The 17,081-nt window shown below is 40.2% G+C and carries 16 protein-coding genes and 1 tRNA gene; 9 read left to right on the top strand and 8 right to left on the bottom strand.

The genetic code is table 11. From position 1 onward, the window contains the following. Positions 1-125 precede the first annotated feature (125 nt). From IPN35_05655 to gatB, 3 genes are all read left to right on the top strand, one after another. Positions 126-395: a co-chaperone GroES gene (locus tag IPN35_05655; GenBank protein ID QQS59040.1), complete on the top strand. Its 270-nt coding sequence runs from the start codon at positions 126-128 to the stop codon at positions 393-395. A 38-nt stretch (positions 396-433) separates the two neighbouring features. Continuing rightward, positions 434-2,080, top strand: a complete 1,647-nt coding sequence (gene groL, locus IPN35_05650; protein QQS59039.1) for a chaperonin GroEL — start codon at positions 434-436, stop codon at positions 2,078-2,080. Positions 2,081-2,297: 217 nt separating this feature from the next. Beyond that, entirely contained in the window at positions 2,298-3,731 is a 1,434-nt protein-coding gene (gene gatB, locus IPN35_05645; GenBank protein ID QQS59038.1) for an Asp-tRNA(Asn)/Glu-tRNA(Gln) amidotransferase subunit GatB, read from the top strand. On the opposite strand, the gene IPN35_05640 is transcribed toward gatB, so the two are convergent. After that, positions 3,728-4,612: a cation diffusion facilitator family transporter gene (locus tag IPN35_05640; GenBank protein ID QQS59037.1), complete on the bottom strand. Its 885-nt coding sequence runs from the start codon at positions 4,610-4,612 to the stop codon at positions 3,728-3,730. The genes gatB and IPN35_05640 overlap by 4 nt on opposite strands. Before the next feature lie 74 nt (positions 4,613-4,686). Between IPN35_05640 and IPN35_05635 the strand changes: the two genes are divergently transcribed. Further along, positions 4,687-5,583: a GNAT family N-acetyltransferase gene (locus IPN35_05635; GenBank protein ID QQS59036.1), complete on the top strand. Its 897-nt coding sequence runs from the start codon at positions 4,687-4,689 to the stop codon at positions 5,581-5,583. On the opposite strand, the gene IPN35_05630 is transcribed toward IPN35_05635, so the two are convergent. Together IPN35_05630 and IPN35_05625 are read right to left on the bottom strand one after the other, a co-directional pair. Next, positions 5,584-6,114 (bottom strand): hypothetical protein, encoded by a 531-nt coding sequence (locus IPN35_05630; GenBank protein ID QQS59035.1) that lies wholly within the window; start codon positions 6,112-6,114, stop codon positions 5,584-5,586. It abuts the gene before it with no gap. Positions 6,115-6,228: 114 nt separating this feature from the next. Beyond that, positions 6,229-7,680 carry a leucyl aminopeptidase family protein gene (locus IPN35_05625; protein ID QQS59034.1) on the bottom strand — a complete coding sequence of 484 codons (1,452 nt, stop codon included), beginning with the start codon at positions 7,678-7,680 and terminating at the stop codon, positions 6,229-6,231. A 161-nt stretch (positions 7,681-7,841) separates the two neighbouring features. On the opposite strand from IPN35_05625, the gene IPN35_05620 reads away from it, so the two are divergent. The 3 genes from IPN35_05620 (at position 7,842) to IPN35_05610 (ending at position 11,446) form a co-directional block, all read left to right on the top strand. Continuing rightward, positions 7,842-7,916 (top strand) — tRNA-Glu (locus tag IPN35_05620). 251 nt (positions 7,917-8,167) lie between these two features. Beyond that, on the top strand, positions 8,168-8,611 hold the full coding sequence (locus tag IPN35_05615) for a DoxX family protein (GenBank protein ID QQS59033.1): 444 nt from the start codon (positions 8,168-8,170) through the stop codon (positions 8,609-8,611). Positions 8,612-8,674: 63 nt separating this feature from the next. Then, entirely contained in the window at positions 8,675-11,446 is a 2,772-nt protein-coding gene (locus IPN35_05610; GenBank protein QQS59032.1) for an HD domain-containing protein, read from the top strand. On the opposite strand, the gene IPN35_05605 is transcribed toward IPN35_05610, so the two are convergent. Genes IPN35_05605 through IPN35_05595 form a run of 3 tightly spaced genes read right to left on the bottom strand, consistent with a single transcriptional unit; the run spans position 11,402 to position 13,450 of the window. Beyond that, complete coding sequence (locus IPN35_05605) at positions 11,402-12,304, bottom strand: GNAT family N-acetyltransferase (protein ID QQS59031.1); 903 nt, start codon at positions 12,302-12,304, stop codon at positions 11,402-11,404. The genes IPN35_05610 and IPN35_05605 overlap by 45 nt on opposite strands. Next, a complete protein-coding gene (locus IPN35_05600) occupies positions 12,301-12,906 on the bottom strand; it encodes a hypothetical protein (GenBank protein ID QQS59030.1) in 606 nt (201 codons plus the stop codon). The genes IPN35_05605 and IPN35_05600 overlap by 4 nt, the downstream gene beginning before the upstream one ends. Before the next feature lie 40 nt (positions 12,907-12,946). Then, positions 12,947-13,450 carry an asparaginase gene (locus IPN35_05595; protein ID QQS59029.1) on the bottom strand — a complete coding sequence of 168 codons (504 nt, stop codon included), beginning with the start codon at positions 13,448-13,450 and terminating at the stop codon, positions 12,947-12,949. 159 nt (positions 13,451-13,609) lie between these two features. On the opposite strand from IPN35_05595, the gene IPN35_05590 reads away from it, so the two are divergent. Beyond that, a complete protein-coding gene (locus IPN35_05590; GenBank protein ID QQS59028.1) occupies positions 13,610-15,757 on the top strand; it encodes a tetratricopeptide repeat protein in 2,148 nt (715 codons plus the stop codon). Between the two features lie 109 nt (positions 15,758-15,866). Then, positions 15,867-16,310 carry a transcriptional repressor NrdR gene (gene nrdR, locus IPN35_05585; protein QQS59027.1) on the top strand — a complete coding sequence of 148 codons (444 nt, stop codon included), beginning with the start codon at positions 15,867-15,869 and terminating at the stop codon, positions 16,308-16,310. Positions 16,311-16,375: 65 nt separating this feature from the next. Here nrdR and IPN35_05580 read toward each other — a convergent pair whose 3' ends face one another. Next, positions 16,376-16,843, bottom strand: a complete 468-nt coding sequence (locus tag IPN35_05580) for a 23S rRNA (pseudouridine(1915)-N(3))-methyltransferase RlmH (GenBank protein ID QQS59026.1) — start codon at positions 16,841-16,843, stop codon at positions 16,376-16,378. Positions 16,844-16,849: 6 nt separating this feature from the next. Beyond that, entirely contained in the window at positions 16,850-17,077 is a 228-nt protein-coding gene (locus tag IPN35_05575) for a hypothetical protein (protein ID QQS59025.1), read from the bottom strand. Positions 17,078-17,081: the final 4 nt, after the last annotated feature.

The raw sequence follows: 17,081 nt of genomic DNA, 5'->3' as shown, positions 1-17,081 counted from the left end.
TTGTCAACATTTCTCAATCTTCTTGACACTCTCGTGTTGAGTCTGCCAAAATTAGCACTCGGAGGGTGGAAGTGCCAAAAAAATATTCCTCTCACCAAAAACATTTTTTCTTTTTTTTCTGCCCTATGGCAAAAAACATAACTCCGCTTTTCGCCCGTGTCGTGGTTCAACCAAAAACAAAGGAAGAAACCACTGCTTCTGGTATTGTCCTTCCCGATACTGTTTCTAAAGAAAAACCAATGGAGGGTGAAATTATTGCCGTAGGACCAGACTGCAAAGCAGTAAAAAAGGGTGATACGGTGCTGTTTAAAAAGTATTCTCCTACTGAAATCAAAATTGACGGAACGGAGTACTTTATTCTCGACGAAGAAGATCTTCTCGGGAAACTTTCATAACAAACTGATTTTCTCTTTTTCTTTTTTCTTATAATCGTATGGCAAAACAAATTACTTTCTCCGATGATGCCCGAAAACAAATGTTTGAAGGTGTTCAGGAGCTTGCGGACGCTGTTCGCATTACCATGGGACCCAAGGGACGAAATGTTATTCTCGAAAAGAGTTATGGTGGACCAACTGTAACGAATGATGGTGTTTCTATCGCAAAGGAAATTGATCTCAAATGCCCGATGAAAAACTTAGGGGCACAGCTTGTAAAAGAAGCCGCAAGCAAAACGAACGATGTAGCAGGAGACGGAACAACAACCGCAACAGTACTCGCCTACTCCATGATTTCTGAAGGACTCAAAAATATCACTGCAGGAGCAAATCCTATGGTGGTAAAATCGGGGATGGAAAAGGCAGTGGGAGCGGTAACAGCAGAGCTCGAAAAGCAGTCGAAAAAAATCAGTAAAAAAGAAGAGGTGGCACAAGTTGCCTCTATCTCTGCACAGAACGAAGAAGTGGGAAACCTTATTGCCGAGGTTATGGATATGGTAGGGCAAGACGGAGTGATTACCGTAGAAGAAGGGCAAACCTTGGGACTTTCAAAAGAGGTAGTTGAGGGAATGCAGTTTGATAGCGGTTATATTTCTCCATACATGGTGACAGATACAGGCCGTATGGAAGCAATATTTGAAAAGGCGAAAATTCTTATCACCGACAAAAAAATCTCCTCCATTCAAGAAATTCTGCCACTTATTGAAGCACTCGTTCAATCGGGAAAAAAAGATCTCGTTATTATCGCGGAAGATGTTGAGGGTGATGCGCTTGCAACGCTCGTAGTAAATAAACTCCGCGGAATGTTTAATGCACTTGCCATTAAGGCTCCTGCCTTTGGAGATCGCCGAAAAGCAATTCTTAAAGATATTGCTACGCTTACAGGTGCTACGATGATTTCTGAAGAAGTCGGGCTCAAGCTCGAAAACGCAACGCTTGCCGATTTGGGAGAAGCACGAAAAATTATCGCCACAAAAGAGAATACAACTATTGTTGAAGGAAAAGGTTCTTCCGATGCGGTTCAAGCTCGTGTTGATGAAATAAAAGCAGAAATTGGAAACACGAAAAGCGACTATGATCGAGAAAAGCTTCAAGAACGACTTGCTCGTCTCTCGGGTGGTGTTGCCATTATCCGTGTGGGAGCCGCAACCGAAGTGGAGCTCAAAGAGCGAAAACACCGCATTGAAGATGCGCTCTCCGCAACTCGTGCCGCAGTAGAAGAAGGTATTGTTGCTGGAGGAGGAACAGCTCTTCTTCAGGCATCAAAAGTACTAGAAAAACTTATTGATCAGGCAAAAGATTCTGATGAAAAGGCAGGAATTCGAACAGTGTATTTCGCGCTTTCGGCTCCTGTACGACAAATCGCAGGAAATGCCGGAAAAGAAGGTGGTGTGGTTGTAGAGCGTGTTCGAGAGAGCAGTGCAGGAACCGGATACAATGCTGCAACTGATGTCTACGAGGACATGTTTTCTGCCGGAATTATTGATCCAAAAAAAGTGACACGTTCGGCACTTCAAAATGCCGCAAGCGTAGCATGGGTATTCCTCACTTGTGATGCCGCGGTCACCAATATTCCAGAAGAAAAAGAAGATCATGCACATGCTGGAGGAATGGGTGGTATGGGAGGAATGGGTGGCATGATGTAAAAAAGAATGTTGACGAGGAGGGGGAATGATGCCCTCTCCTCGTATTTGTGGTACGAGGTTTTTGTATTCTGGCATGAGCAATAACTCCCTATATTTATTTGCAAAATAACAGAAATGCAACGGAAAACTTGTATCAGCACTCTCGAGAGTGCTTTTCTTATTCTTTGAAAATCCTCATGTTCTCCGGTAAAGTGCAAGTACATTTGTCTTCTAGAACATGTCGCAATGGGAAATGGTTGCCGGACTCGAAATTCATGCTCGCATCAAAACGAAAACAAAAATGTTTTGTTCGTGTTCAAACGACACCTTTGGCAGAGAACCGAATACCACTATTTGCCCAGTATGCACGGGTTTTCCTGGCTCGCTTCCAGTGCTCAACCGTGAGGCGTTTCTCCTTGGTATTACTACTGCTCTTGCGCTCAAATGTCATATTCCATCACTCTCAAAATTTGATCGAAAGAGTTATTTTTATCCCGATCTTCCAGCAGGATATCAAATTTCTCAATACGATGAGCCTGTCTCACAGAATGGAGAAGTGTCATTTTTTGTCGGGACAGAAAAGAAGACTATTCGCATGAACCGTCTTCATCTCGAAAATGATGCAGGAAAACTCATTCACGCTGGAGAAAAGAGCCTCGTCGACTTGAATCGTGCAGGAAGCCCTCTTATGGAAATGGTAACGGAAGCAGATTTTCGTTCGCCAGAAGAAATTCCCGCGTTTCTCAAGGAGCTCCAAAAAATTCTCCGTACGGTTGGAAGTTCGGACGCGGATATGGAAAAAGGAATGATGCGGTGTGATGTCAATATTTCTCTTCGTCCAATGGGAACCGAAGCATTTGGCACCAAAACAGAACTCAAGAATATGAACAGTTTTGGGAACATTGAAAAGGCAGTCCGCGCGGAAATTGTCCGACAGCAGGAGATTTTAGAATCTGGCGGAAAAATAGTACAAGAAACTCGCGGATGGGATGCAGAAAGAGAAGTTTCTGTTTCTCAAAGAACAAAAGAAGAAGCGGCAGATTATCGCTATTTCCCCGAACCAGATATTCCTCCCATCACGTTTTCTCGTGAAGAAGTTTCAGAAATCCAAAAGAATCTTCCAGAACTTCCTGCGGCAAAAACTGAGCGTTTCGCTATAGAACACAACATTTCGTGGGAGGCGGCAGAAATCATTGCGGGAGACAAAGAACTTTCTATCTATTTTGAGACATCGCTTCTTATCTCTGGTGATGCGGTAAAAACCGCAAATTGGGTCGTGGGAGATTTTTTGGCGGCACTCAATGAACATCAACTTTCCCCAAAACAGTCACCTCTTTCTGCAGAATACCTTGGTTTGCTCGTAAAAATGATTGCTGAGGGAAGCATTTCTGGAAAAATTGCAAAAGACATTTTTCCCGATCTTTGGAAGACAGGAAAAAATCCAGAAGAACTTGTGAAAGAAAAGGGGCTTCTTCAGGTTTCGGATGTCAGAGAAATAGAGAGTATTTGCCAACAAGTCATTTCGGATAATGCAGGAATTGTAGCGGATTATAAAGGCGGAAAAGGGAAAGCGCTTGGCGCACTTGTTGGACAAGTGATGAAAGAATCAAAAGGAAAAGCAAACCCACAAATGGCAAATGATGTACTTCGAAAGTTGCTTGCGGAAAATTAGGTCCTTTCTGGATCTTGATGTACCAAAATATCTGAATGGGGAAATTCCTGTTGAATGTTGTATTTCACTCTTCCAGCAATGGCATGGGCTTCTTTGAAGGAAATATTCGCATCAAGCTCAATATGAAATTGAATAAAAAGTGTTTGCCCCGACTGTCGTGTTCGAAGATCGTGCATGCCAAGGACATTGGGATGTGACTTGATAATGCGCGTAATATTCCGTCGCGTTTCTTCGGATGATTCTTCATCCAAAAGTGCCTGAATGGAATCTCGAAAAATATGAAACGCACTTCCAAAAAGATAGAAGGCGATAATTGCTGCGAAAAATGGATCAAAAAAACTCCATCCAAAAGAAGCGAGAATAAGAGCGCACAAAACCGCAATATTTGACAAAATATCAGAAATGTAATGAAGAGAATCTGCTCGAATAGCAACCGAATGTGTTTGTGCAATTGTCCTTCGTTGAAAATACAAAAGAAGAATGGTTACCATGAGAGAAAAAAGAATAACTCCTATTCCAATGCTACTTTTTTCAATAGGAATAGGAGAAAAAAAGCGTTGTTCAGCACTCCAGAGCAAAAAGAATGAGGAACCCAGAAGAAAAAGTGATTGTCCAAGTCCTGCGAGTGATTCGGCTTTTCCGTGTCCAAAGCGATGCCGATTGTCTGGTGGTGAAAGCGCATAACGAACCGCAACAAGATTTATTCCCGAAGCGAGAAAATCGAGGAGGGAATCAAAAAAACTCGCGAGCATACTTACCGAATCAGTAGTTTGCCACGCAAAAAACTTCACGAGAGAGAGAAGAAGGGCAGTTCCCACAGATGCCCCTGCGGTCATTAAGAGAAGAGTTTCTGTTGCCCATTGTTTTTCCTTTTTTTTCATACCCTCTATTTTTCTCAAAAATATTTGCTTTTGAAAAGCTTCTTTTGTATAAAGGGGTACATTTTTTAAATATTATGGAAAAAGAAGAATCTCGCGAACAAATTCGAAAACCGTCACTTCCTCAAATTTCTCTTAAAGAGCTCCTTTCTTTTCAAAGAGCTTACCGAGAAATGGATCATTTCAAAATCACTAACCTTGAACAACTTGTACAACTTCAGGGGACCTACAGAGAGCAACTTCTCTCTCTGATTCCCAACATGAAATTATCAGAAGAGGCGATAAAGCTTTTTCGTGAACGCACACAAAAAATAATAGATTTCTACAATGATTGTACAGAAAAACTAATGGAGCGTTGTTATAAAAATACGCAAGATTTTCAAGATGCCCTCTTGCGTTTTTGGCTCGCTCCTCATCATTCCATAGTAGAAAGAGCTATTGTTTCTCTCGAAGCAATAGACGATATTCTCAAGGGAGTATTTCCCGAGACAATAGAAAAAGCTTCTCAAGAGGCGACAGTAGTTTGCGAAAAAGATCTTCCATCCATGGAGAACTTCTTAAAAAATCTTCTTCTCTCGGAAGGAGGAAGGGTGGCACTCTCCAAAAGGTTTGGAAATACACAAAGTAAATATTCCCTTGAGGAATACCTTTCTCATAAAAAGGAAAAAGGATTGTGGTTCCTTCTGAAAGACATTGATGGTAATACCATTGGGTGTTGCGAGGCGTACCCTATAGATAACGAAAATAAGGAGGTTGATATTGCGTATATTGTTCACCCTGATTTTCAAGGAAGAGGATATGGGCGAATGCTTTTGTCTTTTGCTCTTGAACGCCTCAAAAAAGAAGGATTTTCTTCTATTTCGGCAATGCCAACCAATCCTGGATCTGAACAATTTTTTAAAGGTGTCGTACCAAACGCTGAAATAAATGGAAACCACCGAGAAGACAACCGCATCATTACTGCTGCCATATAATTATGACCTCAAAAAAAGCGTGAGAAATGCATTCTCACCCACAAGAAGATCGGGGAATGATTTTGGAAAACGTTCACGATAACCGGAGGTAATTTCTCTGTATCGATGCTCTTCCTCTTGGCAAAACTCCTCTGCTGTTTCCATTTGAAGAAGTGTCATTTGGACACACTCTATCATTTTTAGAGCGTGATGATGTCTTATTGCATCGATCTGCAACAAGATTTCAAAAAAATCATGAATTCTTTGGGTTTCTTCCACAGAAAAATGATCAAAGGAGAAATTAGCAAATCCTTGTTTTAAAAATGCTGTCACCTGCATGCTCGATTCTCGCAAAAGATCTCGCTCTCGCATGGCCTCTCCTGTATTTGGGGCGTTTACCAAAAGCCACATCATCTCGCGAAAATGCACAAAATATTCTTGTCGCAAAACACGTTCGGCTTCGAATTGCGAACGAGAAAACTCATGGTCAAATCGAACAGAAAAAGGAGTTGCATCAAAGAAAAGAAAAAGAGTGGCGATTATTCCGCTCACAACAAAAAGTCCCAAAAAAAAATTCTTCTTTTTTTGGGACTTTGAGATTCGACACCCTCTAAATGGATCGCTTCCCGGGGAAATAAACGGATCAAACGCCATTTCTGAGCAAAGTTAGAACTGTTTTACAAAATCAACGAGAAGACGGACATTTCGCCCTGTGGCAAGCCCTTTTTTCTCATCAAATGCAACAGAAGCAATATCAAGATGACACCATGGTGTTTTTTCGGATACGAAATGCTGCAAAAAGAGTCCACCCTCAATGGTTCCGGGTTTCAGTCCATCACTACAGTTTACAATATCGGCAATTTCCGACTTGAGTGCTTTTTTGTATCGCTGATGCAAAGGAAGTTCCCACATCGGCTCATCAGTATTTTCCGCGGATTTCTTGAGTGCATCGAAGAGTTTTTTGTCATTTGTGAGTGCAGCAGTAAAATCGGTTCCCACAGCATACACACAAGCTCCGGTAAGCGTGGCAAGATCGACTATAGCACGCGGTTTATATTTCTCTTCTGCGTATGCAAGCGCGTCAGCAAGAATAAGACGCCCTTCTGCGTCGGTATTGTCGACCTCTACCGTCATACCATTATACATGTGAAGTACATCATCCGGCAGGTACGCATCTCGACTCACTGTATTCTCCACCACTGGAAGCACGGCGAGTACATTCTTTTTGAGCTCAAGAGAAGCAATTGCGAAAAAGGCACCAAGCACTGTTGCCGCTCCGCCGAGATCTTGTTTCATCCAACGCATATAGCGTCCTTTGATATTGTTTCCTCCGGTATCGAACGTAACCCCTTTTCCCACGAGCGCAATAGGTTGTTCTTTTTTTGCCCCTCCAGAATACTCAAGCACAAGAAGGCGTGGAGCAAAGCGACTTCCTCGACCAACGTTCACAATACCTCCACAACCCAGTTCTTCTAATTTTTTTCGGGAAAGCACAGAGACACGAACATTTTGAATTCCTTTTGCTATTTTTTGCACCTCCTCTTCCATAAAATCGGGATTTGCCACTGAAGGCGGAGTATTGATGATATTTTTTGTGAGCCGAACCCCCTCCGCAACAACCCGAACATACTGGGAAATCTTCTTATTTTCACGAGCGGAAAAAACCACTTTGGTCAGTTTTTTTTCTTCTTTTTTCTCTTCTCCCCCTTTCTTTTTTCCTTTGAAATCGAGAAATTCATAACTCCCCAATAGCACTCCTTCCTGAAAAGCGGAAAATTCTTTTTCGTTCAAACTTCCAGGTACCACAATAATTTTTTCGAGTTCAAATCCAGTTGCAGAAGAAAAAACTGTTTGTCCTGCCTCAAAAATCTCTCGTCGCTCAGATTCTTTCCGATTCCCCAAAAGGAAAAGATATACCGGTGCATCACCAGAAAATATGGGATGTACACCAGCTTTTGGAAAAAAACCCCTGAGAAGTACCGAGCGAAGCGCGCGCTTTTGTGCACGAGTTAGCGAACGGAATACTTTTCGGCGTTTTGGATCGAGATCCTCAAGAAAAAGTGGAACAAAAACGGGCGTTTCACCATTTTGCGTCTGGGAAAATGAGAATGAAATCATCTGTATTTAAAAAAACTACGAGAAACCATATCACAGAGAGAAGGAGTGAACAAATTCATCACAAAAATTCTTGCCAAAAGGAGCCACAGAAGGGTAAAATCCCTCAGCACGAAAGATGACTTTCATCAGAGTAAAGTCAGCCGTGCTTTTTTCGTGAAAATGGCCCGTTCGTCTAGTGGTTAGGACGCCAGGTTCTCATCCTGGTAACAGGAGTTCGATTCTCCTACGGGCTACCAACTGAGGAGAATAAGAAAAATTAAAAACTCCAATAGAAGGTTCGGGTAATGCTTAAGAAATTCCCCCCTGCTACTTTTTTAACATTTTTTTTTCGATATTCTGTTTTTGAGAAAAATTCTCAAAACTTAAGAATAGTGCCTGCACATTCAAAGAGCCTTCGCAGATGTCGACGCAAATTATGCTAAGAAAAAAGTTTTGATTTTTTTAAAAACTGGTACCATAGAGATGTAAGATTTCTATATTTTTTTCTATGAATCACATACATGGTGAACTTTTTCGTGTGCTCAAGATCGGAAAACCCTATGTACTTTCAGTATATCGCTTCATTCTTGGGTTTTTGTTTATTGAACACGGATTTCAAAAAATATTTGGGCTTTTGGGATCAAGAATGCAACCCGAACCTCTTACTCTCATGTGGACAGCAGGAATGCTGGAACTTGTTGGTGGAATACTGTTGATGGTTGGGCTTTTCACCCGAAGCACCGCCTTCATCCTTTCGGGATTCATGGCAGTTGCCTATTTCATGGTGCATGCCTCCAGCGGGTTTTGGCCTGTAATGAACAAGGGGGAGGTCGCTGCACTCTACTCGTTTTCATTTTTTCTTCTTATCTTCCTTGGGGGAGGAAGATGGAGTATTGATGCTCTTTTCTGCAAAAAAAGCGCATGTTGTTGTGAAGGGAAAAAAGAAAAATAAGCAAGTATGCTTCATTTTTTAGGTCTATAAACCATATTTTAAGCATGTTTATTAAGAACAACTATGTTTTTTGCTCCGCTTCGGAAGGCGCTTGAAGAAAAAAATGAGAAGAAAAACGATATTTTAAAAATAGAAAAGGCATATCTTCTTGCAGAAAAGGCACACTTCGGACAAAAACGAAAAACAGGGGAGGACTACATTACTCATCCCGTTGCAGTTGCCATCAGTCTTCTAGAAATGGGAGCAGATGAAACGACTCTTATCGTCGCCCTTTTGCATGATACCGTGGAAGATACCGCGCTTTCTTTGGATGCTATTCGAAAGGAATTTGGAGAAGAAGTTGCCAAGTTGGTGGATGGACTAACAAAGTTTGAAAAAAATCACTTCAGCGAAAGGACTGATTTGGATGAAAAAATAGAAACACTGCGAAAATGGCTCTTTGCTCTTCAACAAGATCTTCGTATTGCGATTATTAAAATTGCAGATCGACTCGATAATATCAAAACACTTGATGCTTTTCCCAATCCTCAAAAAAGAATGCGAATTGCCCAGGAGACGCTTGAGGTATACGCACGAATATGTGAGTGGCTTTGCCTTTTGGATATTAAACAGAGCTTAGAGCAAGAAGCGCTTCGCTATATAATATCAGAAAAAGAATATGAAGATATTAGGGGGAAGATTCGGAACAAGAAAGAAAAAACAGAAGAAATAGCTCAATCTTTTCAAAAAATGTGGGAATATCGAGGAGAAAATCTTCAACTCACATTCTCTCCTTGGGACATTTCTTTTCAGGAGGAATATTTTTCATCATCTCCGGTTAGTATCGCCTGCATCACAAAAGACGGGGAATCCTGCTATCATGCTCTTTCATTTTTACACGGCACTTGGCAGAGCAAAAAAAATAGTTTTGAAGATTTCATCAGCACGCCAAAGATAAACGAATATCAAGCACTTCACACCACTATTCTCCTTCCAGAAGGAGGAGAGGTGCTTGTGCGTATTATGACCCCAGAAATGTTGAAATATTCCAAAAAAGGTATCACAACATTTTGTTTTGAGGAACAAAAAGAACAAACGCATGTCTTACCGTGGATAGAGAAGCTCAGCCAACTTCTCATTTTGAATAAGGAAAAAAGTCTAGAATTTTGGAATGGCCTTCATTCGGATCTACTCGAGGGATTTATTGTGGTATATGGTCCTGAAGGAAAAACTCTTTCGCTTCCCAAAAAATCAACCTATCTCGATGCAGCGTTTGCATTTTTAGGAGAAAAAGCACTTTTTCTCGATTCGGTTTTTGTCGGAAAAAAACCAGTTACTCTCCAGACACAGGCAGAAGACGGGGGACATATTCATTTTACACTTTCGGAAAAATCGACTTTTTCACACGAATGGATTCTTTTTGTGGACAATGCTGTGAGCATGGAAATTATAAAAAAAGCACTTCGAGAAAAAAATCAAACAGAGAAAGAGGTGCTGGGGAAAAAGCTTCTTCAGAAAGAATTTGATAAAAATAATCTTGGATTTGTTGAAGAGGTAAATGAAAAGGCGATTCTTATCTCTTGTAAAGATTTGGAAATTGATTCCTTCTCTGATCTTCTCAAAAAAATAGGAGAGGTATATATCTTCCCAGAAGAGGTGGTAAGCAGAATATTTCCGAGAAAAAAAAGAAAGAACACAAAAGAAGACGAAAAGAATGAAGAAAAACTAATCTGTTTGGTGGAAAAAGACGATCTCAGCTCCTTTTTTGATATGATAGGGGATCGGGTTAAACAGCTCAGTGTTCATTACACGAAAAAATGGAAAGATATCTTAGAGATAAAGAGTGTCTTACGCCTTTCTCCTGAAGAAAGAAATATTCTTGTGCACTCCATACGAAGGGCACCAGGGATGAGGATTATCAGCATTCGGCAGTCAGAAAAATCATATTGGTTGTTTTTTATTATCATTTCCCTTCTGTGGGGACTCGACCCTGTATTCGCCGCTTTGATGATAAAGAAAAATTGGTTTACCCCAGAGGAATTAACCATTCTGAGATTTTTTTCCGTTACTTCGTTTTTAGGAATTATTTTTCTATTTCAAAAACTCTTTTTTCAAAAATTTATATTGCAGAAGAGTCTATCTTTTTGGGATAAAAGAATATTCTTTATCTCCCTGAGTCTTTTTTTAGTTGCACTCCTAAGCTATTTCTCCCTAAAAAGCATTTCTCCCTCAGACTACAATATTAACATTGCCCTTTATGGTTTTTTTACTGTTCTTCTTCTGGGTGCCCATTCTAAAAACCTTATAAATATAATGCTGATAATATTCATTTTTTTTGGGTACCTTCTACTGTGTTTTCAAGGTAGTTCAGATACATTGGGGAGAATATTGCTTCTTCTTGCGACAGGAGCTTTTTTTGTTTACAGCTTTCTCGTAAATAAATATAGACACCGTGAAAATGTTCTTAGTAGACACTTGCTTTTTCACTTTTTCACAGTAGTTTATTGTTCTATTTTTTGCCTCCTGCTCCTCCCCTTTATTAATTTAGATAATAAAAACCCTTGGCATTATATCTTGGGTTTTGCTTTTGCCATTATTTTTACAGGAATGCCACATGTACTATTTTTATTTTCTGCTCAAAAAATCAAAAATCCAATTCAAACAAATTTTTTGCAAGTATTAGTGACAGTAATAATTACAATCCTTTTAGACATTATGTTCTTAAAAATAAATTTTTACACAGCGGTAAGCATGTTTGCCATTTTAGGCAGTCTTTTGTTTCTGATGAAAAGGCTCTCAACAAATGGGGCTCTAAACGACTCTAGGGTAGAGGAGAAAAGGGGAATCTTTTCCTAGGGAGCCTTTAATTCTTTCAATGCCTTCTTCAATATCAAGTGCATAAAGCTTGGAAGTGATTTCACATATGCCCCCACTGGAAAGCTCCTTTGCAAAAACCCCTACCGATCCTATCCTCATTGCCCCAAAGCTTTCATGAAGTCCTATACTGGCTGAATTTGGAAGCTGACACCTTTCTTCAATTTCCCCTCGAATAAAAGAAAAAATATTATATATTTCAAGGGTGGCTATTGTAAAACCTCTTTCCTGAAGTTCCTGCAACATTGCCAGATAAAGAAGCCTCCCGTAACCATGTCTTTGAAATTTTTTGGCAATAGCAATAGCCTCTATGGTTACAATGTTCGATCGAAAATTATCCTGAAGAGCCGCTATGATGTACGATTTTTTATCGGCGGTGGCGTCTTCTGGTATTTTTTCAATGGCACTTCCTAGCGGGAATTTTTTTTTTGTATTTGCCCACATAAATCCCACGAGTTCATTTTTTCTCGTCCCCAATACTTCTGCAAGAATGGGTATATTTTCCTCATCTGTAATTGCATTTTGCGCTTGTTTTGGAAAATTTTTATCAAAAAACCCTCCGTGATTTGAAAACCCCCCAGACTCAATCCTGTTTTCACCTGTAGCAATATCCTTTATGAGACCTATTTTACCAAGCTGAATTTTCTTGATAAGCTCTATCACTCTTTCTGCATCCTGAGTAGTTGCAGTTCGAATGACGCCAGAATCACCACTTCTCGTAAAATTAAGAATATTTTTTGCACCTCTAGCTTGAGTCCTTCCTTTGAACGACCGGAGAGTTCCTCCTAAAAAAGGATTTGTGGGGAACCCTAGGGCTGCATTTGGTGTAAGTGCTTTCATGATTCGGATTCCAAAATAGTGCGCAATGTAGAGATAACGGCTTCTCTTATTCGAGAATCAGGGTCCACCTCTTCACTACTCTGCATTTCCATGTACGCATCATTTAATTCTTTTATAGTAAAAGCCCCATCAGACCCTTGTACTGGAAAATCTTTGGATAGCAACAACGCGCAAAATTTTCTGGAAACCTCACCATTTATTTGCTGTAATGGGTTAATTTTTGTCAAACGAAGCATCTCTTGCTGTGTTATACTGGTGTCTTCAAGGTATTTTCTAAAACCCAATGTTATACTATCAAGCGAATAGAATACCAATGATTTCAAGAGAATCTCTAAACCCGAAAAACTCTTTGGTTTTTTCTTGGAACAGTGTTCATCAAAATAAGCAATAAAACTTCTTTGCTGAACTTTGACATATTCTAACGGAAATTCATTAGAAAAAACATTTGTTAGCCAATCATGAATTTTTGCAATTGCCTCAAGACAAACGGCATGAAAGAGCAGTCCCACCTGCTCTTGATCTATATACATCCCCCTATCCCTACCATCTTTTTCTATGTCAACACCATCATTTTCTGACATTAGAGTCAGCATTTTTTTCATAAAAAAGGCTTTCTACTTTATATTCTATATCACCCCATTGTCAAGATGTTGTGAGTTTCTCAAACACCCCTTTTTCCCTGTTTTTTCGTACAAAATTCCAAGGAAAAAGCTGTCCATTCATAGCAACAAACACTCCTGTTTCCACAATTTGTACTGCCATGATGGCTGTTCCAAGGTTAAAGAGGGCATCGCTTCGAGAATTTTCATAGGGAATCATAGCACCAAAAAATACTACTCGTTTTTTTATTCCGTGTTGCTCAAGGTGCCTTGCCACAACTGTAGCGGTTTCTACCATGGTATCGGTTCCGTGAGCAACGAGAATTTCTTCTTCACTCGTTTTGGCACATGCCTCTACTACTTGTTCCCGATCTTCATCATTCATTTCTAGGGAATCTTTCGCAAAGAGTGAATGGACTGTAAGAGAAATATCGAAAAGGTTTGCTCGAGCAATCATCTCGGAAAAATGGGTTTTGTCTGACATATATTTTTCCAGCTGAGGAATATAAGTTTTGTCGATCGTTCCACCGCAGAGAAGAAGAAGCATATTTTACAAAAATACCCACCCTTAGAAAAACCTATTTCTTCTCCTTTTGACAAGAAAAAGCGCAGTTTTTTTTCCACCACTCTTTTTTGTTTTCGCAACCTGCTTTTATTGCCCAAAGGGAGTAGTTTTCTGTAGAATACAAAGATATTTTTACTGTCGTTGTCCGAAAAAAACACATCAACAAAAAACACCGAAAAACAAATTTTCTTACCAAATTTTTTCATCACACCAGATGAAGACTCTTTTTTACCGAAGAGGGCAGATTTTGTCTGGAATTTTGACATTCCGAAACGCCTTTCACCATTTGCACGAATCCGAAAACGCAAGAGAATCCAAAGTCCTAAGCGTGCCGCATCACTCTTTTCTCTTGGAATTCTTGTTGTTGAATCGCTACTCCTCTTGGGATCCTTGTTTCAGGCACTCTTTAGCAACCATCTTCCTGCATTTTGTGGAACGGAGAACGGAACCTGTCAACCAGAAACAGAAATGCTTCTCCTTTTTTGCATTCCTGCACTTATTGCCGGCATTCTTCTTGCTCTTCCAGAACGTTTTTTTGGAAAAGCGCATTCACGATCAGCACTCCCAGAGCAACGCGACACTCTTGGAATATTGCAATCGCAAAAACGATCCGCAGATACGCTTGTAGAGCTTGGAGAATATGCTTCTGCACTTTCTGTATATGAAGAAATTCTTCAGGAAGATCCCTGTTTTGGAGACACCATCTTGAATGCAGGAAATGCATTGGCAGAAACTGGAAAAACAAAAAAATCACTCCAATATTTCCAAAAAGCGGCGCAACTCGGACTCGGAAAACATGTTCCATTCTTTGCCCAAGGAACTCTTTTTCTCCGCGAAAATAAAAGAGAGAAGGCCATCTCTTTTCTCAAAAAAGCACAACAAATTGCTCCACAAGACATATCGGTCTTACAAAATTTGGGAATCACTCTTTTAGAACAGGGTTGTAGCAAAGATGCGCATGATATTTTTCAAAAAGCACTCTCGCTCTATCCAAAATCTGTGGAATGTCTTTTTGGGTTGGGAATCTCACTTTTTCGTCTTCAAAAGTACAAAGAGGCACAGCACATTGCAAACACTATTCTTCAAAAACATTCAGAAGAACAACGATTTCTTTTTTTTGGCGGAGTACTTGCCGTAAAACTTTGCGACTGGAAAACGGTCGAACGTCTTTTCTCTGTATTCCTCTCAAAAAATTCAGAAGAGGAGAATCCGAGAATCTTTATGGGAAATGCGCTTGTTGCGCTCAATCATCTCACGGAAGCAGAAGAAGTATTCCGAAAAATTTCTTCTAATAATCATGATGCCAAGCAGAATTTAGCAGGAGTTCTTTTTCTTCTCGAAAACTGGAAGGAAGCACTTTTGCTCTATGAATCACTCCCCAAAAGCCCTAATATTTTCCTTCAAATTGCAGAGTGTCAAAATGCACTCAAAGAAGGTTCCTCGCTTCTAAAGACAATAGAAAAAGCGATGAGAAAGGTGCCTCGTTCTGCACGACTCTCGTTTTTAAAGGGAAATGCCCACCTCCGCGAAAAAAACTTTCAAAAGGCAATACTTTGCTTTGAACATGCGCTTTCTCTTGATGAAAACCTAGAAGAAGCGCACCTCCAAAAAGGAGAGATTCTTTTGGAACAATTTGGAAATCCTGCAGAAGCAGAAAAGTGTTTTCGAAAGAGTACAGAGCAGAATCCAAAAAATGCTGTGGCATGGTATAAGGCGGGAATATGTCTTGTAATTCTCCAAAAACCAAAAGAAGCAGGAGAAATGTTTACCAAAACAGTAGAAGTGGATTCATCATATTCGTCCGCATACTTTCAGCGTGGCACTATTTTTCTCCAAACGGGAAATGTTCAAAAAGCTATTATGGATTTTGATGCCTATCTTAAAGAAAATATAAATGATCTCGAGGCACTCTACAACAAAGGTCTTGCGCTTTTTGAGCTTGGAAAGTACCGAGAAGCCATTACCGCATACAATAAAATACTCGCCACAAGCCCTGCACATCTCCCTGCACTTATTAACAAAGGAAATGCGCTCTTTGCGCTCGAAGATTATTGGGGAGCAGTACGAGCGTACGACGAAGCACTTTCGTATAACGAGCGAGATGCATTTGCGCACTACAACAAGGCATGTGCCCTTAATCTTTTAAAAAATAGAGATTTGGCACTCAGAGAGCTTGAGCTGGCAACCATTCTTGATGAAAGTTTACGAGAAGAAGCACAAAAAGAAGAGAGCTTTAAAAATATTCGCAGACTCAAAATATTCCGCATGATTGTCGGATTAGCATCGTAAAAATTGCTATATCTCGGCTTTTTGGATTTTGAGCAGGACTATTCACAAGAAAGAAGGTGCTTTTCTTTTTGAGAGATTCCCCCTAGAGTACAAGGGATTTTCGCTCATCATGCAGTGTCCACGGTGCCACCATTCGGAAACAAAAGTCATCGACTCACGTCCCGAACGAGAAGGGCGCTCTATTCGACGACGACGGGAATGCGAGAAATGCGAGTTTCGCTTCTCGACACTCGAACGAGTGATTACCGGAAATCTCATAATAAAAAAACGGGATGGCGAAACAGAAGCGTTTTCCGCAGAGAAGCTAGAAAAAAGTATTCGAGTGGCATGTGGAAAACGTCCGATTTCTCGAGATCAAATTCGAGAAATGGTGAATGAGCTTTCGGAAAATTGGGCAGGACAAAATGAAGTGCAAAGCTCTGAAATTGGCGAAGCAGTAATGAATGTTCTCAAAAAAATAGATCATATTGCCTACATTCGCTTTGCGAGCGTCTATCGAAAATTTAAAGACGTGGAAGAGTTTAAAAAGGAAATTTCGGAGCTCCTCCCGTAGATCTCTCCAGCCTTCTTTAATAAAATGGATTCTAGCGAAAATTCCTTTGTTTTTGGTGCAAGGGATTACCGATGAAACGGTAAATTTTTCAGAATAGAAAATCCGCGAAACATTGTTTCCAAAAATACAATGCGTGCCAAATCTTGAGTGAGTGTCATTTTCCCAAAACTTATTACCGTATTCGCTTTCTCGAGAATCGAGGCGTCGAGTCCATTTGCGCCACCCATGCAAAAGAAGGCATCTTTTCCGTCGAGAAGGAGTTTGTCTAAAAAATGAGAAAATTCTTGCGCAGAAAACTCCTTTCCACGTTCATCAAGCGCAATAACCGTAGACCGATTGGGAAAAGTAGAAAGAAGACGTTCCGCTTCACGCTTTTTTGTCACTTCTTCAGAAGTATTTTTCGTCAACTTTTCTTCCGAAATTTCTCGAATATCAAATGTACAAAATTTCTGAATCCGTGAGAGATATTCTTTTTGTGCTTCAGCAAAAAAAGAATGTTTTATCGTACCAGGTGTAAGAAGAGCAAAGCGCATAGAATTTTATGAAACATCATCATCATCTTTTTTATCATCCTCTCGTGAGGAAGAGATTTTGTGAACTCCATAAGTCGAAAGGGAAAACTGCATTTCATCAATTCGATCGGTAACAAAATGGAGTACTGCTCGAATTTTCTCTAATATTCCTTTCAAAATTTTGTGTATTTCTGATGAATCTTCTCGAAGTTCACTCCCCCTCAATGCTCCTTCTGGAGTATTTTTTAAAGACATTATT

Source organism: Candidatus Peregrinibacteria bacterium (assembly GCA_016699755.1).
In the GTDB taxonomy this organism is placed as follows: Bacteria; Patescibacteriota; Gracilibacteria; order CAIRYL01.
This window is presented reverse-complemented; position numbering and strand designations above follow the sequence as displayed.